Annotated in this window: 23 protein-coding genes and 1 tRNA gene; 9 read left to right on the forward strand and 15 right to left on the reverse strand. The window is 66.0% G+C overall.

What is annotated here, in order from left to right; translation table 11 throughout:
- Positions 1 to 33 precede the first annotated feature (33 nt).
- The gene (locus ACFC0O_RS42075; RefSeq protein WP_375967951.1) at positions 34 to 1,596 is read left to right on the forward strand and encodes a serine/threonine-protein kinase; all 1,563 of its coding nucleotides are present in this window, start codon (positions 34 to 36) and stop codon (positions 1,594 to 1,596) included.
- 51 nt (positions 1,597 to 1,647) lie between these two features.
- Here the strand turns inward: ACFC0O_RS42075 and ACFC0O_RS42080 are convergent, their stop codons facing one another.
- Positions 1,648 to 1,818, reverse strand: a complete 171-nt coding sequence (locus tag ACFC0O_RS42080; protein ID WP_375967952.1) for a hypothetical protein — start codon at positions 1,816 to 1,818, stop codon at positions 1,648 to 1,650.
- Entirely contained in the window at positions 1,818 to 2,702 is an 885-nt protein-coding gene (locus ACFC0O_RS42085) for an SPFH domain-containing protein (RefSeq protein ID WP_375967953.1), read from the reverse strand. The genes ACFC0O_RS42080 and ACFC0O_RS42085 overlap by 1 nt, the downstream gene beginning before the upstream one ends.
- A gap of 114 nt (positions 2,703 to 2,816) precedes the next feature.
- On the opposite strand from ACFC0O_RS42085, the gene ACFC0O_RS42090 reads away from it, so the two are divergent.
- Complete coding sequence (locus tag ACFC0O_RS42090) at positions 2,817 to 3,383, forward strand: TetR/AcrR family transcriptional regulator (protein ID WP_375967954.1); 567 nt, start codon at positions 2,817 to 2,819, stop codon at positions 3,381 to 3,383.
- Positions 3,384 to 3,479: 96 nt separating this feature from the next.
- On the forward strand, positions 3,480 to 5,243 hold the full coding sequence (locus tag ACFC0O_RS42095) for an alpha/beta fold hydrolase (RefSeq protein ID WP_375967955.1): 1,764 nt from the start codon (positions 3,480 to 3,482) through the stop codon (positions 5,241 to 5,243).
- Positions 5,244 to 5,569: 326 nt separating this feature from the next.
- On the opposite strand, the gene ACFC0O_RS42100 is transcribed toward ACFC0O_RS42095, so the two are convergent.
- Positions 5,570 to 6,934: an FAD-binding oxidoreductase gene (locus ACFC0O_RS42100; RefSeq protein WP_375967956.1), complete on the reverse strand. Its 1,365-nt coding sequence runs from the start codon at positions 6,932 to 6,934 to the stop codon at positions 5,570 to 5,572.
- A gap of 71 nt (positions 6,935 to 7,005) precedes the next feature.
- Between ACFC0O_RS42100 and ACFC0O_RS42105 the strand changes: the two genes are divergently transcribed.
- The 3 genes from ACFC0O_RS42105 (at position 7,006) to ACFC0O_RS42115 (ending at position 9,340) form a co-directional block, all read left to right on the forward strand.
- Positions 7,006 to 7,941: a LysR family transcriptional regulator gene (locus ACFC0O_RS42105; RefSeq protein ID WP_375967957.1), complete on the forward strand. Its 936-nt coding sequence runs from the start codon at positions 7,006 to 7,008 to the stop codon at positions 7,939 to 7,941.
- 71 nt (positions 7,942 to 8,012) lie between these two features.
- A complete protein-coding gene (locus ACFC0O_RS42110; RefSeq protein ID WP_364643247.1) occupies positions 8,013 to 8,444 on the forward strand; it encodes a helix-turn-helix domain-containing protein in 432 nt (143 codons plus the stop codon).
- Positions 8,441 to 9,340: an alpha/beta fold hydrolase gene (locus ACFC0O_RS42115; protein ID WP_375967958.1), complete on the forward strand. Its 900-nt coding sequence runs from the start codon at positions 8,441 to 8,443 to the stop codon at positions 9,338 to 9,340. The genes ACFC0O_RS42110 and ACFC0O_RS42115 overlap by 4 nt, the downstream gene beginning before the upstream one ends.
- Positions 9,341 to 9,454: 114 nt before the next feature.
- Here ACFC0O_RS42115 and ACFC0O_RS42120 read toward each other — a convergent pair whose 3' ends face one another.
- The 4 genes from ACFC0O_RS42120 to ACFC0O_RS42135 form a co-directional block, all read right to left on the reverse strand.
- Complete coding sequence (locus ACFC0O_RS42120) at positions 9,455 to 10,207, reverse strand: amino acid ABC transporter ATP-binding protein (RefSeq protein WP_375968236.1); 753 nt, start codon at positions 10,205 to 10,207, stop codon at positions 9,455 to 9,457.
- A 23-nt stretch (positions 10,208 to 10,230) separates the two neighbouring features.
- Positions 10,231 to 11,181: an amino acid ABC transporter permease gene (locus ACFC0O_RS42125; protein WP_375967959.1), complete on the reverse strand. Its 951-nt coding sequence runs from the start codon at positions 11,179 to 11,181 to the stop codon at positions 10,231 to 10,233.
- 11 nt (positions 11,182 to 11,192) lie between these two features.
- Entirely contained in the window at positions 11,193 to 12,101 is a 909-nt protein-coding gene (locus ACFC0O_RS42130; RefSeq protein ID WP_375967960.1) for an ABC transporter substrate-binding protein, read from the reverse strand.
- A 152-nt stretch (positions 12,102 to 12,253) separates the two neighbouring features.
- Positions 12,254 to 13,339 (reverse strand): isocitrate/isopropylmalate dehydrogenase family protein, encoded by a 1,086-nt coding sequence (locus tag ACFC0O_RS42135; protein ID WP_375967961.1) that lies wholly within the window; start codon positions 13,337 to 13,339, stop codon positions 12,254 to 12,256.
- Between the two features lie 130 nt (positions 13,340 to 13,469).
- Here ACFC0O_RS42135 and trxA point away from each other — a divergent pair, with 130 nt between their 5' ends.
- Complete coding sequence (gene trxA / locus ACFC0O_RS42140; protein WP_375967962.1) at positions 13,470 to 13,853, forward strand: thioredoxin; 384 nt, start codon at positions 13,470 to 13,472, stop codon at positions 13,851 to 13,853.
- 160 nt (positions 13,854 to 14,013) lie between these two features.
- Here the strand turns inward: trxA and ACFC0O_RS42145 are convergent, their stop codons facing one another.
- Positions 14,014 to 14,436, reverse strand: a complete 423-nt coding sequence (locus ACFC0O_RS42145) for a 2-keto-3-deoxygluconate kinase (protein ID WP_364643261.1) — start codon at positions 14,434 to 14,436, stop codon at positions 14,014 to 14,016.
- 466 nt (positions 14,437 to 14,902) lie between these two features.
- On the opposite strand from ACFC0O_RS42145, the gene ACFC0O_RS42150 reads away from it, so the two are divergent.
- Positions 14,903 to 15,235 (forward strand): four-helix bundle copper-binding protein, encoded by a 333-nt coding sequence (locus tag ACFC0O_RS42150; RefSeq protein WP_375967963.1) that lies wholly within the window; start codon positions 14,903 to 14,905, stop codon positions 15,233 to 15,235.
- A gap of 225 nt (positions 15,236 to 15,460) precedes the next feature.
- Here ACFC0O_RS42150 and polA read toward each other — a convergent pair whose 3' ends face one another.
- On the reverse strand, positions 15,461 to 18,199 hold the full coding sequence (gene polA / locus ACFC0O_RS42155) for a DNA polymerase I (protein WP_375967964.1): 2,739 nt from the start codon (positions 18,197 to 18,199) through the stop codon (positions 15,461 to 15,463).
- Positions 18,200 to 18,368: 169 nt separating this feature from the next.
- On the opposite strand from polA, the gene ACFC0O_RS42160 reads away from it, so the two are divergent.
- Positions 18,369 to 18,441 (forward strand) — tRNA-Trp (locus ACFC0O_RS42160).
- Between the two features lie 107 nt (positions 18,442 to 18,548).
- On the opposite strand, the gene ACFC0O_RS42165 is transcribed toward ACFC0O_RS42160, so the two are convergent.
- From ACFC0O_RS42165 to ACFC0O_RS42190, 6 genes are all read right to left on the reverse strand, one after another.
- Positions 18,549 to 19,328 carry an SMP-30/gluconolactonase/LRE family protein gene (locus tag ACFC0O_RS42165; protein ID WP_375967965.1) on the reverse strand — a complete coding sequence of 260 codons (780 nt, stop codon included), beginning with the start codon at positions 19,326 to 19,328 and terminating at the stop codon, positions 18,549 to 18,551.
- Positions 19,329 to 19,364: 36 nt separating this feature from the next.
- Positions 19,365 to 20,126 (reverse strand): ABC transporter ATP-binding protein, encoded by a 762-nt coding sequence (locus ACFC0O_RS42170; RefSeq protein ID WP_375967966.1) that lies wholly within the window; start codon positions 20,124 to 20,126, stop codon positions 19,365 to 19,367.
- Positions 20,123 to 21,088: an ABC transporter ATP-binding protein gene (locus ACFC0O_RS42175; RefSeq protein ID WP_364643271.1), complete on the reverse strand. Its 966-nt coding sequence runs from the start codon at positions 21,086 to 21,088 to the stop codon at positions 20,123 to 20,125. The genes ACFC0O_RS42170 and ACFC0O_RS42175 overlap by 4 nt, the downstream gene beginning before the upstream one ends.
- Positions 21,085 to 22,356 carry a branched-chain amino acid ABC transporter permease gene (locus ACFC0O_RS42180; RefSeq protein WP_375967967.1) on the reverse strand — a complete coding sequence of 424 codons (1,272 nt, stop codon included), beginning with the start codon at positions 22,354 to 22,356 and terminating at the stop codon, positions 21,085 to 21,087. The genes ACFC0O_RS42175 and ACFC0O_RS42180 overlap by 4 nt, the downstream gene beginning before the upstream one ends.
- Positions 22,353 to 23,402, reverse strand: a complete 1,050-nt coding sequence (locus tag ACFC0O_RS42185) for a branched-chain amino acid ABC transporter permease (protein WP_375967968.1) — start codon at positions 23,400 to 23,402, stop codon at positions 22,353 to 22,355. Before ACFC0O_RS42185 ends, ACFC0O_RS42180 begins: the two co-directional genes overlap by 4 nt.
- An 89-nt stretch (positions 23,403 to 23,491) precedes the next feature.
- Positions 23,492 to 24,700: a branched-chain amino acid ABC transporter substrate-binding protein gene (locus ACFC0O_RS42190; RefSeq protein WP_364644189.1), complete on the reverse strand. Its 1,209-nt coding sequence runs from the start codon at positions 24,698 to 24,700 to the stop codon at positions 23,492 to 23,494.
- Between the last annotated feature and the right edge of the window lie 88 nt (positions 24,701 to 24,788).

Here is a 24,788-nt window from a genome sequence, read left to right on the forward strand (position 1 = left end):
CCGCCGTCACCTCGGGTGTGGTAGGCGTGACGGGTGGAGGAAAGTCCGTTCGGCCGCTATCGACTCCTCGGACTGCTCGGCGAAGGGGGCATGGGGCGGGTCTATCGCGCCTTCGATACCGAGACCGAGCGGGTCGTGGCGCTCAAGGTGCTGCCGCCGCAATTCGCGCATGACCCGGTGTACCGGGAACGGTTCCGGCGCGAGGCGCAGGCGGCGGCGCGGCTGACCGAACCGCACATCATTCCGATCCACGGGTACGGGGAGATCGACGGACGGCTGTTCCTGGATATGCGGCTGGTCGAGGGCACCGATCTGGCGACCGTGCTGAACGCCTCGGGACGGCTCGCGCCGCTGCGCGCGGTCGAATTGCTGGCGCAGATAGCCGCAGCGCTCGATGCCGCGCATCACGCCGGACTGGTGCACCGGGATGTGAAACCGTCCAACATCCTCACCACCGCAAACGATTTCGCGTATCTCATCGACTTCGGCATCGCGCGCGGTGAGAACGATTCCGATCTGACCACCATGGGCGCGGCCATCGGTACCTTCGCCTACATGGCCCCCGAACGCCTGGCCAATGACAGCTATGACGGCCGGGCCGATGTGTACTCGCTGGCCTGTGTGCTCTACGAGAGCCTGGCGGGCTCGAAACCGTTCCCGGGCACCAGCGTCGAGCGGCAGATCGCCGCGCATCTGTCCGCGCCGCCACCGCGGCCGTCGGTTCAGGTGGCGGGCGTGGCGACCGCGTTCGACGCGGTCATCGCACGGGGGATGGCCAAGAATCCGGCGGATCGCTATCGGACCGCCGGAGCGTTGATCGACGCTGCGCGGGCAGCGGCGCGCGGGCAGCTGCGTCTGCCGGATTCCGGCCCCGAACCCGTACCGCCGGGTCCGGCCGCCGGACCGCACACGCTCCCGGGACCGGGCATGACGGACGCGGATACCGTTGCGACACAGGCGAGTCCGCTGTCCCCGCCGCAACCCGACCACTGGATCTCATCCGCCTCGACCGCCGACACCCAGCTCATCCGCCCCGCCGCGCCGGATCCGGCGCGGCGTTCGCTGCGCGCCCTGATGTGGGCGGCCTCGGCGATGGCGGTGCTCATCGCGATCGGGATCATCGCGGTCCCGCTGATCCGCCAGAGCGGTACCTCGTCCGAGTCCGCGGGCTCCCCCGCCCCGCAGTCCACCAATACCCTGGCCCTCACACCCCCGGGCACCCGCGCCACTCCCCCGCCGACCACCACCGGCGATAGCGAAACCACCACCGCCCCAGCCGATTCCGCCACTCGCGCGGCGAACTTCCTCCGTGAGCACTACGCCTTGCTGCCGAGCAATCCGGCGGCCGCCTGGGCGCGCCTGACACCCGCCTACCAGAACCGCATCGGCGGCTATACCGCCTACCAATCCTTCTGGACCACGGTCGATGCCGTCACCGCCTGGGATGTCGCCGCCGACGGCAGCACCCTGACGGTGACCTACCGCCTGTCCTTCCGCTACAACAACGGCAAACCCATCGCCGCCGAACAACGCCGCGCCCAATTGATCCGCAGCGGTGACACCTTCCTGATCGACAGCGCCGAACTCATCTCCTGACCCGGTCCGGATGCGCCGAACTCCTCCCGCACGCTGCGGGAGGAGTTCGGTTCAGGGTGTCTTCGGTTCTCGCCCGGCGTTTTTCAACGCCACCCGGAGGGCGTATTCGATTTGGGCGTTGATGCTGCGGAGGTCGTCGGCGGCCCATTTGGCGATGGCGTCGTGGACGCCGGGATCCAGGCGGAGCAGAACCTTTTTGGGCTCGCGTTTGGGCGCCGGCATCAGCTGTAGAGGGTGCCGGTGTTCACGACGGGCTGGGCGGCGCGGTCACCACACAGGACCACCAGGAGGTTGGAAACCATTGCGGCCTTGCGCTCCTCATCGAGTTCGACCATGCCCTCGGCGGCGAGCCGCTCCAGGGCCAGGCCGACCATGCCGACCGCGCCCTCCACGATACGGGTGCGGGCCGCGACGATCTGCGAGGCCTGCTGGCGCACCAGCATGGACTGGGCGATCTCGGGGGCGTACGCCAGGTGCGTGATGCGGGCCTCGATGACCTCGATACCGGCCAGATCGGTGCGTTCGCGCAGTTCGGCGGTGAGTTCCTCGGCGACCGTGCTGCCATCGCGCAGGCTGGTGCGGGTGGCGTCGTCATGGGCGTCGTAGGGGTGGATGGTGGCCAGATGGCGGACCGCCGCCTCGGACTGGGTCTCCACGTACTGCTCGTAATCGTCGACGGCGAAGGCGGCCTTGTAGCTGTCGACCACGCGGTAGACGACCACCGCGGCGATCTCGACCGGATTGCCGTCCGCCTCATTGACCTTCAGCTTCTGGGTCTCGAAGTTCCTGACCCGCAACGAGATTCCGCGCCGGCTGCTGAACGGTGTGACCCAGTGGAATCCGGCCTCGCTGACCGAGCCGATGTACCGGCCGAAGAACTGAACGACCTTGGCCTGGTTGGGATTCACCACCACGAAGCCGGTGAGCACCACGACGGCCGCGATCATGGCCACGGTCAGCAGCACCGCTCCGGCCGGTGACGCGCCGTTGTGATTGTTGGCGGAATTGCCGAGCACCGCGATACCCGCGACGGCCAGCGCACCGAAAATCAGAAAAACCCCCAGCATCAGAAACCCGTTCACGCGGAACGCCCGACGCATCTCCATGACACTCTCCTAGTATCGAAGTGATATCACGACGATAGCGCTTGACCGGGCCGGTGCCAAGTGATTTCCGAAGCCGGGGTTGCGGAAATATGTAGACCGGTCTAGTTTTCAGACATGGGACAGAAGGGCGCGGAAACGCGGGACCGACTGCTGGACGCGACCCAGGAATTGATGGAGACCTCGGGATACTTCGGCGCCGGACTCAATCAGGTGGTCGCGCTCAGCGGTGCGCCGCGCGGATCGCTGTACTTCCACTTCCCCGGCGGTAAGGACGAGATGGTCGGGGCGTCGGTGCGGCGCGCGGGGCAGACGATCGGCGACGCGCTGACGAGCCTGGCGGAATCGAGCGAATCGGTGACAGCGCTCGCGGACGCGATGCTGGGCTTCCTCGGCGATCAGCTGGAGCAGTCGGGCTGGCGCAAGGGCTGTCCGGTGGCGACCGTGGCATTGGAGACCGCGGCCACCAATGATCCACTGCAACAGGCATGTTCGGAGGTCTACCGCGCATGGGAGGCGGCACTGCGCATCCAGGTCGCGGACCGGCCCGATGCGGATGATCTCGCGATCACCATCCTGGCGCTGGTGGAGGGTGCGCTGGTACTCGCCCGGGCGCACCGCAGCCGAGACCCGCTGACCCGGGTGGGACGGCAGATCAACGCGCTCTTGTCAGCGCCCTCCTGAGCCCTTCTCAGCTCTCCCGAACAACCCGGCCCGCCCGGCACGGCGGGCCATTTTTCGGACCGCAAAATATGTAGACCGATCTATTAAGGACTCTTCATGGACGCAATCGTCTTCGGTGCGACCGGTTTTCTCGGCCGTGCCCTGGTGGCCGAACTGCTCGTACGCGGACAGCGGGTGGTCGCGGCCGTGCGCAAGGACACGCTCACACCGCGGCTGATCGCCCAGGGCGTCGACATCGCCCGGCTGGAGCTCGTCACGGCCGATATCACCCGACCACTGGCGGGACTGCCGATCGCACGCGATGTCTACAACGCCGCCGGGCGCTATGCCTTCGGCCTCGGCGTGGACGAGGCGCGGGCGACCAATGTGATCGGCGCGGTCAACGTACTCGAATGGGCCGCAACGCTTCCCGAGCTCCGAAGACTGGTGCATGTCAGCGGATACCGGGTGAGCACGGCCGACGGGACACCCGACTACGACGAACTCGGCGCGTACGAGGCATCGAAATTCGAGGGCGATCTCGCGGTGCGCACCCGGGCCCGCGAGCTGGCGGTGCCGCTGACCATCGCCAATCCCAGCGCGGTCATCGGTCCCGGGCAGTACATCGGCCCGGCGAGTCTGGTCGAGCAGCTCTGGAACGGACAGCTGCCCGCACTACCAGGCGGCCCGGACACCTTCGTACCGATCGTCACGGTTGACTACGTGGCGAAATTCCTCGCCGAGATCCCCGAATACCCTGCGGGCGAACACCATTGGATTCTCGACGACACCACTCCCGCACTGCCCGAACTGATCGGCACGATCGCGAATCACCTCGGCGTGCGAGCACCTCGCCACAGCATCCCGGTCAACCTATTGCGACGACTACCGCGCACCTTGACCGGAGCGGACCCCGAAACCCTGACATTCCTGTCGACCGACCGCTACCCGACCGCCTCCGCCCGAGCGCTCGCAGCACACGCGGGCTTGCAAATGCCCTCCGCCACAGCCGCTTTACGCGACTGGGCCGATGAACTGGTGGCCGCCCGCTTCGGCGCCGCCGAACCCTGGCAGCGCCCACACGGATTCCACGACGTGGCAGGCAGCCGCACCTGGCTGGTAGGCGACCGCGAACGCCCCGACTATGTACTGCTGCACGGCCTGCCGATGAACGCGGACCTGTGGGCCCCACTCGCCGCACAGCTGCCCGGCTCGATCCTCGCCCCCGACCTCCCCGGCCAAGGCCGTTCCGCCGCAGCCGAATCCACTGACACCTGGCTGGCCGAGCTGTTCCGCCCGGTCCGCACCCGTCCCGTCCTGATCGCCCATTCAGCGGCCTGTGCACCCGCACTTCGCTTCGCTGCCGACCACCCCGACCGCATCGGCGAACTCGTCCTCATCTCCCCCGCATTCCTCCAGAAACCCGCCGGTCGCCTGGCCCGATCCAGCGTGTCCGCCCCGCTGCTGCGCCGCATCTCCGCGGAGCGGCTGGCAAAGACGCTGAATCTCCCCGAAGGCGATGAGATCCGAAGCGCCGCAGCAGATCTGCACCGACCCGGCGTAGCGCGCCGAACACTTGCGGCCTTGCGCACCGACGCCGGGCAACGCGCACGGTCGCACACCCTGCTGAACCAGCTCGGTGAGGCAGGCACGGCACGGACCGGGCCGAATCCGACGCGCGCCGATCAGCGACCGGTCATGAATGAGTCGCACCCGCGAGTCACGATCATCGTGGGCGCAGCCGACCCCCTCGTCACGCCCACCGACCTCCCGGTGATCGAGATCAGCGGAGCCGGGCACTACCCCCAGCTGACACACCCCACCGCTATCGCGAGGCAGCTCGCCACGGCGAGCGAATCCCCCACCGCTCCCCGAACCTGAAGCAGCCCACGCCCCGCCATCCCCGCACCGGATCCCGATCGGCACGACACACTCGCTCGATCACACCCCATACCGCCACGCAGCCCCGACCGCCATTCACCATGCACCAACCACCGGGTACTCCACTCCAACCACCGAGCACGCCGCTCCGATAGCCGCAACCCCTGCTCCGTCATCCCGGCATGCTTTTGGCCGGGATCCACACCCGCTGCACAACAACTGGTTTCGCGGATTCCAACCAACCCCACGCCGGAGTATCGACCGGGCAATCCACCGACCCCGCGCCCGCGATCGAATCCGATCGCGGGCACGGAGGTTCGACCCGATCAGCGGGGCTGGATATTGCGGTTGAAGCGGAACAGGTTGTCGGCGTCGTATTTCGCCTTCAGGGCGGCGAGGCGGTCGTAGGTGGGGGCGGTGTAGGCGGCGCGGGTTTCGGTTTCGCCGCGGTCGCCGCCGCCGTAGAGGAAGTTGAGGTTGGTGCCGATGGCCCAGGGCTCCACGGTCTTTCGGATGCGGGCCAGGCCCGCGGTGATGGCGTCGGCGTCGGGGCCGGGCATTGCGATCGCGCGGGCCACGTATTGGGCGTCGCGGTGGTCGATGGCGGATTCGTAGGCGGCGGGGCGGCTCAGCGCACCACCCAGGTGGCGGAATCCGGCGACGACCGGCAGGTCCGAGCCCGGTCCGGTGGCCTCCAGGAAGGCGTCGGTGGCATCGGCGGGGAGTTCGGCGAGCAGGGCGTTGGTGGCGGTGTAGGGGTGCGGCTGCGGCGGATCGCTGTGGATGGTGTGGGAGTCGGTGTAGGGCAGCACTTTCAGGTTGTCGGTGAAGCGTTCGCCGATGGCGCGCAGCGGGGCGACCAGGCGCTCACCGTCGGCCTCGGAGCCGGTGTAGGCGATATTGACGGTGGCCAGGTAGCGGCCGCGCAGGTGTGCGGGAAACTGCGGGATATCGGGCATGGTCATCATGCCGAAGGCGGAGGTGAGCTGATCCGGCAGATCGGCGGTCCAGAGCCGCCAGGCTTCCAGCGCCTGCGGCACCAGCGGCGCGTCGAATTGCAGCTGTCCGCCGTACACCGTTGTCACCGGCACCAATTCGAGTTCCAGCGCGGTGACCACACCGAAGTTGCCGCCGGTGCCCAGCACCGCGCCGAAGAGTTCATCGCCGGGGCTCAGGCGGCGCAGGCGGCCGTCCGCGGTGACGATCTCGATGACCCGCACATGGTCTGCGGCATAACCGAATTCGCGGGCCAGCAGCCCCAGGCCGCCGCCCAGGGTGTACCCGACCACGCCGACCGAATTGGACGAGCCGTTCAACGGTGCCAGCCCGTGCGCCGCAGCGGCCGCGATCAGTTCTCCGGCCTGCACACCGGCCGCGACGCGAGCGGTGCGGGCGGCGGCATCGATCCGAATATCCTTCATACGACGGGTATTGATGAGCACTCCCCCGTCGGCAGGTGCGGCCAGACCGTGCCCGGTGGCCTGCACCGCGATCGGAAGTCCGTGCCGCGCGGCGTATTCCACGGCGGCGCGGACATCCTCGGCGTGCACGGCCGCGACGACGACGGCGGGGCGATGGGTGTACGCGGTTTGGAACCCGTCGATTTCGGCGCGGTAGTCGCCGTCCTCGGGCAGCAGGACCGCGCCGGTGGTGGCGGGGAGTTCGTTCCGGTGGTGCGCTGTCTTCGTCATGTCTCCAACTCTGCGCCGCGTCGATCTAGAACTCCAACACATAGTTTTTCTTGCTACTAGAATCGTCAGTTATGGAACTTCGCCAGCTGCGCTACTTCGTCACCGTCGCGGAGGAAGCGAATTTCACCCGCGCGGCCGCCCGCCTGCATCTCGCGCAACCCGGGTTGAGCGCGCAGATCCGCCAGCTGGAGCGCGAACTCGGCCAGCAGCTGCTGGACCGCTCCACCCGCTCGGTGACCCTCACCCCGGTGGGCGCGGCCGTCCTGGACCATGCCAAGGCGGCATTGGCTGCGGCACAACAGATTACGCATACCGTGGACGAGTTCACCGGCCTGCTGCGCGGGCACGTCCGGGTCGGCTTGATCTCCGGCGCGGCCAATGACGAGGTCGATATGGCCCGGGTGCTGGCGGACTATCACCGCGATCATCCGCAGATCGCCATCTCGCTCACCGAGGACACCTCCGAGGCCATGTACGCCGCGCTGCGGCATTGCGAACTGGATATCGCCCTGCTCGGGTTGACCGGCTCCGAGGATGATCCCGCCGTTGCGCTGGAGACCGTCTTCGATACCGCCATCGTCGCGGCGGTCGCGGCCGACGCCCCCGGATTCGGTGACCGCATCACGCTGGCGGAGCTGTGCGAACACCAGTTGATCTGCCTGCCACGCGGCACCGGTATTCGGGGTGTACTGGAGAAAGCTTGCGCGGCAGCTGGTTTGACCCCGAACGTGGCATTCGAAGGGGCAGCACCGCCGCTACTGCTGCGACTGGCCGGGCACGGTCTGGGCGTGGCGGTGGTGCCGCCACTGCGCGAGCCCGATGCGGCGGCGATCGGGGTGCGCATGCTCGATATCGATCCGGCCATCACGGGCCGTCTCGCCCTCGCCTGGAATCGGGAACGGCCATTGAGCCCGGCCGCGAAGGTGCTGCTCGGCCAGGTCCGCATCGCCATGGGCGGCTGGAAGGGCGGGGACACGATCTTCGTCGAACGCGAGAACCAGGTATAGCCGTCTACTGACGCATATTTCCCTAAACTTCCCTATTGAGATGTTCGATAGGGCAGTTTAGAGTAGTTTCCGTGACCGAACGCCTGTACTCCGTGGAAGACGTCGCCGAACGTCTCGGCCTGCACGTGCGCACCGTCCGCGGCTATGTGCGCGACGGCAAGCTCCCGGCCGTGCGCATCGGCAAGCAGTACCGCATCGCGCACGCGGATCTGGAAGCCTTCACCGGCCGCCCGGTGCCGGATGCGTTGCGCGAGAGCGTGTCCCGGCAGCGACATGCCGAGGTCTCCAGCATCGTCGAGGCGGACGCGGTGGACCGCGCCACGGTGGATCGGGTGTCCGCCCTGCTCACCGGCGCGACGGGGAATCGGCAGGCCGGTGACGCGCCGATCCGGTTCCACACCATGTACGACGCCGAACGGGCTCGGCTCAAGATCATCATCGTGGGCAGTCTGAGCGAAACGGCTCAGCTGCTCGAATATCTGGACGGAGTACTCACGCCATGAGCACCGCGAACCGCTCCGGGAGCAGCACCGCCGCTGACACGGTGCCTCCCATCTACAAATCCGCCGCCGGACAGGCGGCCATCCGGGAGCGCTACCGGGAAGTGTTGCGCGACTGGCCGGTTCCCGCCGAGCAGCGGACCATTCCGACGCGCGAGGGCGACACCTTCGTACTCGTGTCCGGACCGGAGGCCGCGCCGCCGGTGGTGCTGCTGCACGGTTCCGGAGCCAATTCCGGCACCTGGCGCGGCGATATCCCCTCCTGGGCACAGCATTTCCGCGTGTACGCCGTCGATCTCGTCGGTGAACCGGGCGGCAGCGCACCGTCGCGGCCGAAGCTGGGCACCGCGGCCATCGCGCTCTGGCTCGACGATGTGCTTGCGGGGCTGGGACTTTCGGAGACGGCCGTGGTCGGCATGTCGCTGGGCGGCTGGCACGCACTGGATTACGCCATCCGCAGGCCGGAACGCGTTACGGCACTGGCACTGCTGTGCCCGGGCGGGATCGGCAAGCAGCGTTACGGCTGGCTGCTCAAGGCCATCGTCCCGCGCCTGCTCGGCCGCCGGGATCTGCGCGGTTCCGCACAGGCCACCACCGGTCTGTACGGCGCGGAATTGGAACCCATCCTCGATGACATCGAGCTGACGTTCACCCATTTCAATCCGCGCACCGAACGGCTGCCGCGCTTCACCGACGAGCAATTGCGCGGCCTGCCCATGCCGGTGCTGGCGATCGTCGGCGATCGGGACGCCATGCTCGACTCGGCCGAAACCGCCCGGCGCATCACCGCTTCGGTGCCGGACGCGACCGTGCGGGTGCTGCCCGGTGTCGGCCACGCCATCCTCGGCCAGACCGAGCCGGTGCTGAATTTCCTTACCGCGCACGCGGATCGGAAGTAGACCGCCCGCGAGTCACGCCGGAGACCTCCGACCCAACCGGGGCTGCCACAACCGAACGTCAGCCCCGCCATTCGATGACCGAGGGCGGGGCTGATGACGGAATACGCTGTGCCGCTACAGAATGCGGGACAGGAATGCCTTGGTCCGATCGTGCTGCGGATTGGCGAGCACCTCGCGCGGATCACCCGCCTCGACGACCACGCCGCCGTCCATGAACACCAGCTGATCGGCGACCTCACGCGCGAAACCCATTTCGTGGGTCACCACGACCATGGTCATACCGTCGGCCGCCAATTCCCGCATGACGCCGAGGACTTCGCCGACCAGTTCCGGATCGAGCGCCGAGGTGGGCTCGTCGAACAGCATCAGCTTGGGGTCCATGGCCAGCGCCCGCGCGATGGCGACGCGCTGCTGCTGACCGCCGGAGAGCTGCGCCGGATACGAATCGGCCTTATCCGCCAAGCCGACTCGATCCAGCAGGGTGCGGGCGCGGGTCAGCGCCTCGGACTTCTTGATCTTCTTCACCTGGGTCGGCGCCTCGATGACATTCTCGAGGACCGTCCGGTGCGGGAAGAGATTGAAGTGCTGGAACACCATGCCGATATCGCGACGCTGCCGCGCGGCATCGCGCGGATGCAGCTCGTAGAGCTTGTCACCCTTTTCGCGGTAGCCGACCAGTTCGCCGTCCACGTACAACCGGCCCGCGTTCACCTGCTCGAGGTGATTGATGCAGCGCAGGAACGTGGACTTGCCCGAGCCGGACGGCCCGATCAGGCAGAGCACCTCACCGCGCTTGACCTCGAGCGAGATGCCCTTCAGAACCTGTAGTGCGCCGAAGTTCTTGCACACCTTGTCGGCGCGCACCATCGGCGTCGACGGATCGACCGAAGTCACTGCACTCCCCCCGCCCGCTGCATCTGCGCCAGGGCCTTCAACTGCTTACCGGTCAGCTTGCGCGAGGATCCGCGCGAGTAGTACCGCTCCAGGTAGAACTGGCCGACCATGAGCACGCTGGTGATGGCCAGGTACCAGGTGGCCGCGACCAGCAGCAGCGGAATCGGCTGGAAGTTCACGCCGTAGATATCGCGCGCCCGGCCGTACAGGTCGGTGGTGAGCGGGATCGCGGTGACCAGCGAGGTGGTCTTGAGCATGGAGATGAGCTCATTGCCGGTCGGCGGGATGATCACCCGCATGGCCTGCGGCAGCACCGTGCGGGTCATGGTCTGCGACCACGACATGCCCAGCGCCGTCGACGCCTCACGCTGGCCCTCGTCCACGGAATTGATTCCGGCGCGGACGATTTCGGCCATATACGCGGCCTCGTTCAAACCCAGGCCGATCATGGCGAACAGGAACGGGGCGGACAGATGCTGCACATCGAAATTCGCGAACGACGGCCCGAACGGCACGCCGAGGGTGATGGTCTTGTACAGCGAGGGGAACAGTCCCCAGAACACCAGCTGCACATAGACGGGGGTGCCGCGGAAGATCCACAGGTACACCCACGCCACCGAGCGCAGCACCGGATTCGGCGAGAGCCGCATGACCGCCAGCAGCACACCGAGCACCACGCCGATGAACATGGCGAGCACGGTGAGCTCCAGGGTCACCATGGCGCCGGAGGCGATCTTGCTGTCCCGCAAGTACTTCCAGTAGGTGTCCCAGTGATACGCCGGATTGGTCTTGGCGCCCCAGAGGAACAGTGCCACCAGGATCAGTAGCACGGCCGCGGCGATCCACCGCCCCGGCCGACGCAGCGGAATCGCTTTGATCGGCGCGGGGTCGGTGGATTTCGCGAGCGTCGCAGCCGAGGCTGCGGAGTTGGTCTCGTCCTGCGACATGGTGGGTTATCTCAGCCCTGTGCTCCGTTGATGACCGATTTGCTGATCGCGCCGTCCTGCACGCCCCAGTTCTCGGCGATCTTCTTGTACTGGCCGTTGTCCATCAGGTACTGAACGGCTTCCTGCAGAACGGGTCCCAGCGCGGAACCCTTCTTGATCGGCCAGCCGTACGGCGCGGAATCGAAGATGGCGCCCGCGGCCTCGATGGTGCCCTGGTTCTGCTTGATGGCGTACGCGGTCACCGGGGAATCGGCGGACATGGCGTCGACCTGACCGTTGACCAGTGCGGTGGCCGCGGCGCTCTGCTCGTCGTAGGCGACCTTGGTGATCTCCGGCTTACCGGCGGCGACGCAGGCCGCGCTCTTGGCCGGGATCTCGTCGGTGTCCTGAATCGTGGTGCGCTGCACCGCGACTCGCTTACCGCAGGCATTGGTCGGATCGACCGTCTTACCCTTGGGCTGGGCCCATAGGCTGCCCGCGCTGAAGTAGGTGACGAAGTCGGCGGTCTTCTCGCGTTCCTTGTTATCGGTGAACGAGGACATGCCGAGGTTGTAGGTACCGGCCTCGATACCCGGGATGATCTTCTCGAAGTCGGCTTCCTTGTAATCGGCGCTGAGGCCGAGCACCTTGGCGACCGCGTCCATCAGGTCCACGTCATAGCCGACGATCTTGCCCGAACCCGGATCCTTGTACTCGTTCGGCGAGTACGGGGTGTTCACGCCGACGATGAGCTTGCCCGAGCTCTTGATATCGGCCGGCACCTTGGCCGCGATGGTGTCGACCTTCGAGATGTCGACCTTGGCCACCGCGGGCGCGTCGGAATCCGAGTTGCTGGTACACGCGGTCAGCACCAGGGCGCCGCCGGCGATAACGCAGGCGGCCCGCAGGGCACGCCCGCGGAGAGAGTTACGAACAGACACAGCAGTCCTCCACAGTTCGGTCACGCGACATCCGGACGTCGCCCGCCGTTTTGAAATGTAGGCGAGTCGTACATTCCATGCCGGTCGGTAACCGAACATTAATCGGCGACACGCCGGAGCGGGCCGATACACGCCCGGTTACGGAAGCGCGCTCACCAGCGGTGCAGCCGTGCGCGCACCTGCTCGGTGAATTCGGTGGTAGATGCTAACCCACCCAAATCGGATGTGGCGATTCCGGCCCGCAACGTCTCGGCTACCCCGTGTTCGATCCGCTCGGCCACCCGGCGCAGCGCACTGTGCGAATAGCGGGTCGCGATCCAGCGCAACAGCAGCGCGGCGGAGAGCATGAGCGCCACCGGATTCGCACGATTGTGCCCGGTGAGAGTCGGTGCCGCGCCGTGCACCGCCTGCGCCATCGCCTGCGTGTCAGAACAGTTCAGCGAGGGCGCGAGACCGAGGGAACCGCTCAACTCCCCGGCGAGATCGGAAAGGATGTCGCCGAAAAGGTTTTCGGTGACGATGACGTCGTAGTCCTGCGGCGCGCGCACCAGATGCGCCGCGGCGGCATCGACGTGCTCATCGTTCACCTCGATCTCCGGATAGTCCTTGGCGACCTCATAGCACACATCGCGGAACATGCCCATGGTCACCGGAAGCACATTCGCCTTGTGCACGATGGTGACCTTCTTGCCCCGATTGCCCGCACCATCGAATGCCAGCCGCGCGACACGCTCAATGGCGGTACGCGTGAACACGCCGATGGCCATTGCCATATCGGCGGTCGGGCGGAATTCACCGGAGCCGGTGAACATATTGCGATCGGCGTACAGCCCTTCGCTGTTCTCCCGCACGATGATCAGATCCATCTCGCCCGCCACCGCGCGCACGCCCTCCATGGTCCGCGACGGACGCACATTGCCGTACAGCCCGAAATGCTTGCGGACCGCGCCCGCGGGCGGCAGTCCGGCGCGATGCTCGGGCGCGTACGAAGCACTGTCGTGCGGACCCATGATCCAGCCCCGCAAACCCTCCAGGGCCTTCAGCGTCGACGCGGGCATCGGATCGCCGAATTCCTCGATCGCGGCGTGACCGATCGGGACCGGCACCCACTCCACCGCGGGCAGACCCACCACCTCGAAGGCATCGTCGACCACGGTCCTGGTCGCCCGGACGATCTCCGGGCCGATGCCGTCGCCCTCCATCAGGCCCAGCCGGAGCCGAGTCACGCTGTCGCTCATGACAGTCATCCTCGCGCAATCGCGGCGGCGGCCGGACGGCGGCACGCGGTTGGCCGCTACCGTAGTGGGTAAAGGGAAGAGAACCGCACGGCCCGGTGTTGGACCGGGAAACTCGACATGAGAGGACGCCATGGCCACCCAGACACTGACCGAGCAGAACTTCGATGACATCGTCACCAAGAGCGATGTGGTTCTCGTAGATTTCTGGGCTGCGTGGTGCGGTCCGTGCCGGTCGTTCGCCCCGACCTTCGAGGCTTCCTCGGACAAGCACCCCGATGTGGTGCACGGAAAGGTCGACACCGAAGCCGAGCAGGGCCTGGCCGCCGCCGCGAATATCCGGTCGATTCCGACCATCATGGCTTTCCGCGAGGGTGTGCTGGTGTTCGCACAGCCCGGTGCGCTCCCGCCCGCCGCGCTGGAGGATCTCATCGGGCAGGTCAAGGAGCTCGATATGGACGAGGTCCGCAAGCAGCTCGCCGAGCAGCAGGAGACCCAGCAGGAAACCAAGGCCTGATTCGCGAAAGAGGCCGGTACCGCCGGTAATTCACGCATCGAATGCGCCGCAGACCCGAAAAGGGTTGCGGCGCATTCGTTTTGCGTGCGTCAAGGCCGGTATGGCTACGCCGGACGCCGAAAGCGCCTGCGGCCGTTCATGAGCCGCAGGCCGTGCACTCTCAGGCGAAGGTGTTGATACCGGCGATCATGGCGCGGACGGTGGATTCCGCGCTGTCATCGGCGAGGGCCGCGCCCCAGCCGCGACGGCCGTTGAATTCGCACTGCACGAAGGTGGCGATGCCGTGTTCGGTGCGGCGCTGATGGAATTGCAGGATCTCCACCGGGTAGCCCTCGTCGTACAGGGCCGAGGTGAGCGCCGCGACCGGGCTCCCGGAGGTGGAGACGGTGCGCAGGTGACCGGCGAATTCCAAGGTCGCGGTGAAATCCGCGGCTTGGATATGAGTCCATTCGCCGAGTTTGATCGCACCGGTATCGCGGCAGTAGCGATCATGGAATTCGGCGGGGCTCAAACCGGCGCTCTCGGCCCGCAGGCTCGCGGGGGCAGCGGTGATGAACGCGTGAGTATCAAGTGTGATTGTCATTGGACTAGGTCTTCCCGACTTCTTCCCAGAAATTGGCAGAGGTGACCAGCTCAAAAAAAAGTTCAACGGCCGCAGCGAGGGGGCCGGTCCGAATCAGACCCCGCTACGGCGCGGTACTACGAGTACGCGGTCAACAGCCACCGTCGCGGTGAGCGGAACAATCGCGGCGCGGTCGCGGATAGCGAGCGCTGCGTTGCGGCTGTTGGCGGGATTCGGCACGGCACCGAGCATAGGGGCAGACCCACGCAATGGCAACCATATTCGCATTCGACCCACGGGTAACTTTGTCGCAGGTCATCGGGTGTGTGGCGCGGGCCATACCGGCTAGCGCCGGTAAGCACAGCAACCGGTGTCTTGGAGCACAGCAACCATGCTCCCGGCCGTGGGCAACCACGGATGTCACAATGGGCAAACCTTGCCGGACGCGCGTTCCAACCCTTCGTGAACACACTCGGGAGAAGCACCGATGACCGATCCGAAAATCATGAGCACCATCAACCATCTATTCGGTTGTCACCGCACCTGCGTCCGGCAGACCGGCGAGTCGCTGGACTCGGGCGGCGATCACGCCGCGCGTGCGCATATCGCGCAGTTGATGGATTGCGCGGCGATCTGCCGCCTCACCGCCGACATTCTGGATCGGCGCTCACCCTGGGCGCTGGAACTGTGCGAACTCACCGCCAAGGTGTGCACGGCGACGGCCGAAAGCTGCGAACAGCTCGACGAGAAGATCTGCGCGCGCACCTGCCGCGAAACCGCCGACGTACTAACGATTCTCGCGGCTCAGCTCGCGAACTGAGCCGCTCGGGCAAACTCCCGCATCCGCGATATTCGGCACCAGCCCCCGTCATCCCGGCGCGTTATTGGCCGGGATCCACACGATCGGCGCAGTACTGCTCGGTGTGGATCCCGGCCAAAAGCATGCCGGGATGACGGAGATGGCCCGCCGGATGACGGGGAGGGCTCCCCGTGGCAGGCGAATGCTCGCCTGCCACGGCGCGTGACGACTCTGGTCGCCCTTCCTCTAGTGCGCGGCGGAGTCCCAGCTGCGGCCGACGCCGACCGAGACCTCGAGCGGGACCGAGAGTTCGATGGCGTTCGACATGTGTTCGCGGGCAAGGGCTTCGAGTTGTTCGCGTTCACCCGGAACCACTTCGAAGATGAGTTCGTCGTGGACCTGGAGCAGCATGCGGGACTTGAGTCCGGCGGCGCGGATGGCGCGCTGGGTGTCGATCATGGCGACCTTGATGATGTCGGCCGCGGTGCCCTGGATGGGGGCGTTCAATGCCATGCGCTCGGCGGCCTCGCGACGCTGCCGGTTGGACGAATCCAGATCCGGCAGGTAGCGGCGGCGGCCGAAGAGCGTTTCGGTGTAGCCGGTCTTGCGGGCCAATTCGACTGCCTCGCGCAGGTATTCGCGAATCGCGCCGAAGCGTTCGAAGTAGACGTCCATCTGCGCCTTGGCCTCTTCGGCGCTGATCTTGAGCTGCTGCGACAGCCCGTATGCCGACAGGCCGTACGCCAGGCCGTAGGACATGGCCTTGATGCGGCGGCGCATTTCCGGATCGACCTCGGTGATCGGAATGTCGAACGCCTTGGAGGCGACGAAATTGTGCAGATCCTCGCCGGAGTTGAAGGCTTCGATCAGGCCCTCGTCCTTGGACAGGTGCGCCATGATGCGCATTTCGATCTGGCTGTAGTCCGCGGTCATCAGCGATTCGAAACCCGGGCCGACGACGAAGGTGTCGCGAATGCGGCGGCCCATATCGGTGCGGATCGGAATGTTCTGCAGATTCGGCTCGGTCGAGGACAGGCGGCCCGTGGCGGCGACGGTCTGATTGAAGGTGGTGTGGATGCGGCCGTCATCGGCGATCGACTTGAGCAGGCCGTCGACCGTCACCTTCAGGCGGGTCGCGTCGCGGTGTTCGAGCAGGTGTTGCAGGAACGGGTGCTGGGTCTTCTCGTAAAGCCCTTCCAGCGCATCGGCATCGGTGGTGTAACCGGTTTTGGTGCGCTTGGTCTTGGGCATATCGAGTTCGTCGAACAGCACCACCTGGAGCTGTTTGGGCGAGCCCAGATTGATCTGCTTACCGATCACGCCGTACGCGTTATTGGCGGCCTCGGCCACGCGGTCGGCGAATTCGCGCTGCAGCTCTTCCAACTGGGTCGAGTCGACGGCGATGCCCGCCGCTTCCAGATCGGCGAGCACGCTCAGCAGCGGCAGTTCCATATCGCCGAGCAGCGCGGTGGATTCGATGTTCTCGAGTTCGGTGTCGAAGGCGTCGGCGAGGTCGTACACCGCACGCGCGCGCAGCATTTCGGCCTTGGCGATCTCCTCATCAGCCTGATCCTCATCGTCCAGCAGGGACAACTGCGTGTCCCCCGCATCCTCGACGCGGAGTTCACGGCTCAGGTAGCGCAGCGACAGGTCGTCCAGATTGAACGTGCGCTGCCCGGGCCGCACCAGGTACGCGGCGAGCGCGGTATCGCTGCTGAGACCGCCCAGGACCCAGCCACGGCCGCGTAGCGCGTGCATGGCGGACTTGGCCTCGTGTACGGCCTTGAAAGTCTCCGGATCGGCGAGCCAGGCCCCCAGCGCCGCTTCGTCTTCCGGGGTGAGGATGTGCACGTCCAGGTACGCGCCCTCACCGTCGGCGGCGGCGATCGCGATCGCCTTCACATCACCGTGTACCGGGCTGCCCACGCCGACCACCGAAACACCGTGCCGGACACCGGCCTTGGCGTGTTCGGCGAGCCAGTCCGCGACCGCGCCGGGAGTCAGTGCCGCACCGCTGATCTCGAAGCCCGCTTCGGCCTCGGGCTCCACGGGTGCGAGGGTGTCGAACAGCCGATCGCGCAGCACCCGGAATTCCAGCTCGTCGAACAGGCGGTGGATCTTGTCCCGATCCCACGGCTGCATGGCCAGCTGATCCGGGGTGTACGGCAGCGGCACCTCGCGGACCATCTCGGTGAGCTGGCGGTTCAGCAGCACGCTGGACAGGTTGGCGCGCAAGGCATCTCCGACCTTGCCCTTGACGGTGTCGACCTTGTCCACGAGTTCGGTCAGATTGCCGTATTCGCGAATCCACTTGGTGGCGGTCTTCTCCCCCACGCCCGGAATGCCCGGCAGATTGTCACTCGGGTCGCCGCGCAGCGCCGCGAAGTCCGGATACTGCGCCGGGGTGAGCCCGTACTTCTCCTCGACGGCCGCCGGGGTGAACCTGGTCAGCTCGGAGACGCCCTTCTTCGGGTAGAGCACGGTGACGTTGTCATTGACCAGCTGCAGCGAATCGCGGTCACCGGTGACGACGAGCACCCGGAATCCCTGCGGCACCGCCTGCGTGACCAGCGTGGCGATCACATCATCGGCCTCGTACCCGTCGATGGCCATCACCGGAATGCCCAGCGCCCCCAGCACTTCCTGGGTGGTCTCCACCTGCCCCCGGAACTCGTCCGGCGTCGCCGACCGATTCGCCTTGTACTCCGGATACGCCTCGGTGCGGAAGGTCTTGCGGCTCACATCGAACGCCGCCGCCACATGCGTGGGCTTCTCATCCCGCAGCAGGTTGATCAGCATGGCGGTGAACCCGTACACCGCATTGGTGGTCTGCCCACTCGCCGTCTTGAAATTCTCCGCGGGCAAGGCGAAGAAGGCGCGATACGCCAGCGAATGCCCATCCAGCAGCAGCAACGTGGGCTGCTCGGTGGACGCGGCAGGTGCGGACACGGCGCTCGGCCGTTGATCGGTAGAGGCAGGGGTCACGGCACAGAGTCTAGGGACGTGCACCGACACGTGCGGGAACCGGGCGTGATCGCCGCGTCACGGCTGTCGAATCGCCGCCGCGAGGGCCGAATCTCCGCAGGCAGCGGCGCTGACGCAAATCGATTTCCGGGACGGGCACCCCGGCTGATAATCTTGCCGCGCACGACAAAGGGGCGTAGCTCAATTGGCAGAGCAGCGGTCTCCAAAACCGCAGGTTGCAGGTTCAAGTCCTGTCGCCCCTGCAGGAATCGGGCCGGTCATCCAGTGGATGACCGGCCCGAATGCATTGTCGGACAGGGTGTTACGGCCCGATAGGGCGGGATTCCGGCGCACTCCCCCGGGATAGGACCTAGTACGGGACGCGGGCCGCGGGAATCGGCAGGCCCGCGATACCTGCGGTGCCGGACAGCAGAGCGCCCGCCGTGGTGACGACCATCGTCGTATCGGCGAACGCCACCGAGGAGACGAAGACGTCCGGGATGTCGATGATCTCGTCGAGGGTGCCGTCGGGGTGGAAGCGGGCTATACCGCCGCCGCTGCCCAGTGCCACCCAGACGCCGCCCTCGACGTCCACCGCCAAGCCGTCGCATTCGCCGCGCGGAGCGGTCGCGAAGACATCGGAGCGGCCGTCGCGGACCGCCCGGATGCGACCGGCGGCGTACTCGGAGATGTAAATGGTGCGCCCGTCGGGTGAGTGGCCGATTCCATTGGGCCACAACAGATCGGATGCGATCGTGGTGATCTCGCCGGAAGCGTCGAGCCGCAGCACCTCGCTGGGTACCGCGGGCTCGCCGCGCGACGGGCGGTGGCGCAGGACCCCGACCAGCAGCGCACCGTCCTGATCGACGGTGACATCGTTGTATCCGGTCGAGCCGGGGACGGACAGCACCGTCACCGGGTCGGACTTCCCGTCGTAGGCGATGACATCGCGGCCGGTTATCAGCAGACCGCCGTCGGCGTGGTGGGCGAGACCGCCGATACCGCGACGGGCGGGCAGCACCGTGCCGACCGCGCCGTCGCGGAGCTCGAAAACACCTCCGGCACCGACATTGACGAACAGGATCGAGCCGTCGGACGCCGAGCGCGGCGCTTCGAGCAGCCCGTCCATCTCATGTATCACCCGCAACATAGGCCGTTCCTACCGCACCGCGCGCCGGTGCGGTAGTCAGCCCACGCCGAGGTACGCGGACTTCACCGCCGGATCGTGCAGCAGATCGCGGCCGGTGCCCATCTTGGTGACCTCACCGGTCTCCAGGATGTACGCGCGGTCGCTGCGGGTCAGCGCCTGCTGGGCGTTCTGCTCGACCAGCAGCACCGTGGTGCCCTGTGCGTTGATATCGGCGATGATGCGGAAGATCTGCTGAATCACCATGGGCGCCAAGCCCATCGACGGTTCATCGAGCAGCAGCAGTTTGGGGCGGGCCATGAGCGAGCGGGCGATCGCGACCATCTGCTGTTCACCACCGGACAGCGTGCCGCCGGTCTGCTTCTGCCGTTCCTTGACGCGCGGGAACAGCGTGAAAATCCACTCCAGGGTCTGGTTGTAATCGGCCTTGTTCTTGAAAGGGCGTGAGTAGCAGCCCATATCGAGATTCTCCTGGACCGTCATACCAGGGAAGACACCGCGACCCTCGGGCGCTTGGATCAAGCCCAGACCGACGCGATCGTGCGCCTTGACCCGGGTGATGTCCTTGCCCTCGAACAGGATTCGGCCGCGCGAGAGCGGCAGCAGACCGGACAGCGCGCGCATGGTGGTGGTCTTGCCCGCACCGTTCGCACCGAGCAGGGTCACCAGCTCACCCTGTGCGACCGTGAGCGAAATGCCGTGCAGCGCTTGGATTCTGCCGTAGTTGACGACCATGTCGTCGACCTGGAGCAGCGCCTCGGGTTGGGACGGATTCGGCGGTGCCGGGTTCGGCGCGGTCATCCGAGGTCACCCACTTCCTCATCGGGCACGCCGAGGTAGGCGGCAATCACCTTGGGGTCCTCCCGAATCTGCGTCGGCAATCCGTCGGCGATCTTCCGGCCGAATTCCAGCACCACGATGCGGTCGGTCACACCCATGACCAGGCGCATATCGTGCTCGATCAGCAGCACGGTGAAACCGTCGTCGCGGATCTTGCGGATCAGATCCATGAGCGCGGCCTTCTCGCTCGGATTGAAGCCCGCGGCGGGCTCATCCAGGCACAGCAGTTTCGGCTCGGTCGCCAGCGCGCGGGCGATCTCCAGACGGCGCTGATCACCGTAGGAGAGGTTGCGCGCCTTCTCCACCGCACGCGGTGCGATGCCGACGAATTCCAGCAGCGCCATACCGCGTTCGACGGCGTCCTTCTCCTCGCGGCGATGCCGGGCGGTGCGGAAGACCGCGCCCGGCACCGAGGTGTGATGCCGTGCGTCGGTGCCCACCACCACGTTCTCCAGAGCCGTCATCTCCGCGAACAATCGAATGTTCTGGAAGGTGCGGGCGATGCCGAGCCGGGTGATCTCATTGCGTTTGGATTTGGTGAGCGGACGGCCGTCGAAACTCACCGTGCCCGAGGTGGGCCGGTACACGCCGGTGATGGCATTGAAGCAGGTGGTCTTGCCCGCGCCATTGGGTCCGATCATGCCGAGGATCTCACCGCGCCGAATGTCGAAGGTGACATTGTCCAATGCGGTGAGGCCGCCGAACTTGACGGTCAGGCCCTCGGCGCGCAGCAGCGGCGCACCCACCTCGGTTTCGATATCGCGGTGCGGCGCAACCACATCCGCGACCACTTCGGGATCCTTGAAAACGGGCAGCACCTCGGTGACATCGAGGGTGCCCGCGCTCGGTTCGGCCTCGGCGGAGGTGTATCCGGCGGCCATATCGTCATTGTCGAATAGCGCGCCGCCACCCGGCCCGGTCATCGCACCCCTCCAGTTGTCTCCCCGGGCGTGCGATGCACCGCGCGATAAACCGTGCGCCCGTAGGCGAGCAGTTTCTGCCGCACCGGGAACAAGCCCTGCGGGCGGAAGATCATGACGACCACCAGTGCGACACCGTAGAAGAGATATTTGTACTCGCCGAGCGATTGCCCGCCGACATTCACCGACATGAAACGGTTCGGCAGATACACGATCAGGAACGCGCCGACGATGACACCCAGTTTATTGCCCTGACCGCCGATCACCACCGCGCACAGGAACAGCATCGAATTGATGATGTTGAATCCGGTCGGATTGATGAACTGCACCTGACCCGCGTACAGCGCACCGGACATACCGCCGATGCCCGCGCCGATCATGAACGCCCACAGTTTGAATTTGAAGGTGGGCACGCCCATCATCTCGGCGACGTCCTCATCCTCGCGAATGGCGACGAAGGCGCGGCCGACCCGGCTGCGCTCCAAATTGCCGACGATGAGCAGAATGACGATCACGAACGCCATGCCCATCCAGAACCACCAGGCTCCGGAATTGGCGCGGTCCAACAGGTTTCCGCTGTTCTTGTCACCGAGATTACCGGAGGAGAAATGCCCGCCGGGATTGGCCTCGGTGCCGCCGATATGCGGATAGGCGATACGGGAGAGTCCGAGACTGCCATTGGTGATATCGCCCAGATTCTCGGCCAGCAGACGCACGATCTCACCGAAACCGAGCGTCACGATGGCGAGATAGTCACCGCGCAGGCGCAGCGTCGGGGTGCCCAGGATCAGACCGGAGACCGCGGTGACCGCGATCGCCAGCGGAACGCAGATCACCCACGCCCAACCGGGTTTCAACCAGCCGTCGGTTTGATTCCACGGGCTGTTCGGGCTGGTGAGCAGGCCGACCGTATACGCGCCGACCGCGTAGAAGCCGACATAGCCGAGATCGAGCAGACCCGCTTGGCCGACAACGACATTCAGGCCGACCGCGATCAGCGCCGTCATGGCGAACTGCGCCATGACGCCGGAGAAACTGGTGCCCGGGGTATCGATGAGCGGCGGCGGGAAAAGCGGGAGCAGGGCCAGCAGAATGATCGCCGGAACGCCTACACCCCATTGCGCGGGACGGGACAGTCCGGCCCACCAGGTGCGAACCTTATCGCCCACACCGTGTTTCACCGGACCTTCGGGGCCGAAATCCTGTTTCCACGCCGAGGTCGCATACAGGCCGCCCTTATGCGGGCGGGGCGTCCTTGCCATATCCGTCATACCCGCGCCCTCCCCAGGCTCTCACCGAGAATGCCGGTGGGGCGGAACATGAGTACGGCCACCAGCACCACGAACGCGACGACATCGCGCCACTGATTGCCGAACAGGATCTGACCGTAATTTTCCGCGAGCCCGAGCAGCAGACCACCCAGCAGCGCACCGCGCAGATTGCCGATACCGCCGAGCACCGCGGCGCTGAATGCCTTGATGCCCAGGATGAATCCGCCCGAGGAGATGATGCCGCCGGGAATCTTCAACGTGTACAGCAGCGCCGCCGCACCGGCGAGCAGACCGCCGAGCAGGAACGTCAGCATGATGATCCGCTCCCGCGAAACGCCCATCAGCGTCGCGGTATCGGGATCCTGCGCGACCGCGCGAATACCGCGGCCGAATTTCGTTCTGTTGATGAGGATTTCGGTGACGGCCGCAAGCACCACCGCAGAGATGATGATCACCAGCGTCACATTGCTGACCGCGGCGCCGAAAATCGTGAACTGGGTGGAATCACGTACCAGCGTGATCGGCTGCTGCGCGGTACTGCCGCCGAGCGGAGTCGACATGCCCTGCGTGAGTTTCGGCAGCACGTATTGCACGGACTGCTCGATCACGAATGACATGCCGATCGCGGTGATCAGGAAGATCAGCGGTTTCGCACCGCGTTTACGCAGCGGCCGATAGGCGACGCGTTCCAATCCGACCGCCGCGCCACCGGACACCAGCATGCCGAACAGCATGGCGGCGGACAGATATACGACGGTGAGAACGACGCCCTCGTGATAGACGTTTCCGCTGGGCGCGAATCCGAGCAGCATGAGCCCGATGTATTGGCCGAACATGCCCAGCATGAAGATTGAGGAGTGCGCGAAATTGATCAGCCGGAGCACACCGTAAACCAGCGTGTACCCGACCGCGACCAGCGCGTAGATCGAGCCATAGGCCAAGCCGTCCACCGTGAGCCGCCAGAATTGGTCGGCCACGCCGGAGACGTTGAATTCGATGGACCCGTTGGCTAGCAGAGCCGCATCGGCCAAAACGGATAAAGACATTCAATACTCTCGCCGTAGAGGAAGCGGCGCGTGCCGAACGGGTTTGTGACCCGCCGTATTACCGGCACGCGCCGCTCCAGAGTCGGTGACTACTTGACTTCGTACATCCAGATCAGGGCGTTCGACAGCTCGCCCGTATCGCCCCACTTGTATTCGCGGGCCAGGCCCTGGCCCTGGTAGGTCTTGACGTACGAGACCAGATCGGCGCGGCTGGTCTTACCGGCGGCGATGCCCTTGAGCACGATCGTGGTCAGGTCGTAGCCCTCGGTGGAGTAGGTGCCGGCGTCGAAACCGTTGAACGCCTTGTAATCCGTGGCGAACTTATCGGGCGCGGGACCACAGGGGCAGGACAGCAGCGAACCCTTGGAGGCGTCGCCCGCCTGCTTGGTGAACTCGACGTCCTTGGTGCCGTCATCGGAGATGAAGGTGGCGGTCACGCCGCCGGTGCGCAGCGCGCGCACGAACGGGGACGCCTCGGCGTAGTAGCCCGCATAGAAAATGGCATCCGGCTTAGCGGATGCCATCTTGGAGACCGCGGCGGAGAAGTCCTTGTCACCGGCCTTCACCTGGGTGGCACAGCTGGAATCGGCGATCGAGCCGAGACCCTCGGTGAGCGTCTTGGCAAGGCCCGTACCGTAATCCGAGTTGTCCTGTACGACGCAGATCTTCTTGTACTTGCCGGTGCCGGCGAGGTACTTGGCGACCGCCGGACCCTGCACACCGTCATTGCCGAGGCCGCGGAAGAAGGTCTTCCAGCCGTTGGTGGTGAGGGTGACGTTGGTGGCGGACGGGGTCAGCGACAGCAGACCCGCATCGCTGATGACCTGGCCGGTCGCCTTGGTCTCACCCGAGAAGGTCGGGCCGATCATGGCGGCGATGGACGAATCGTTGATGATCGTCGGAATGACCTGGGTGGCCTTCTGCGGGTCACCTTCGGTGTCGAATTCCTTGACCGCCACCTGGCAGTTCGGATTCGCCTTGTTGTGCTGGTCCAGCGCGAGCTTCACACCGCGCACGATATTCAGGCCGAGATTGGCGTTCGGGCCGGTGAGCGGTCCGGACATGGCAATCGTCTGCGGCGCGCACTTATCGTTGCCGTCGCTGGCGGGATTGGCGGCGGCCGAGTTGTCGGCGCTGGCCACTTCCTTACCGTCCTTGTCGATCTGGACAAGGGGGGCAATGGTCAGGCTGCTGTTGTTGTCTCCACTGGTACCGGCATTATCAGTGGACTTGCTGCCGCAGCCGGCAGCGCTGAGCGCGAGTACTGCCGCAGCTCCGATGACCACCGCGCGCGCCATGCGGCTGCGCGGTTTTGTCACTGAACCAAGCACGATTCACCTCTATGTTCTGTGCTCCCCCGGCTCGCCGAGGAGGGCCGCCCCATCG

Source organism: Nocardia sp. NPDC056100 (assembly GCF_042266325.1).
In the GTDB taxonomy this organism is placed as follows: Bacteria; Actinomycetota; Actinomycetes; order Mycobacteriales; family Mycobacteriaceae; genus Nocardia.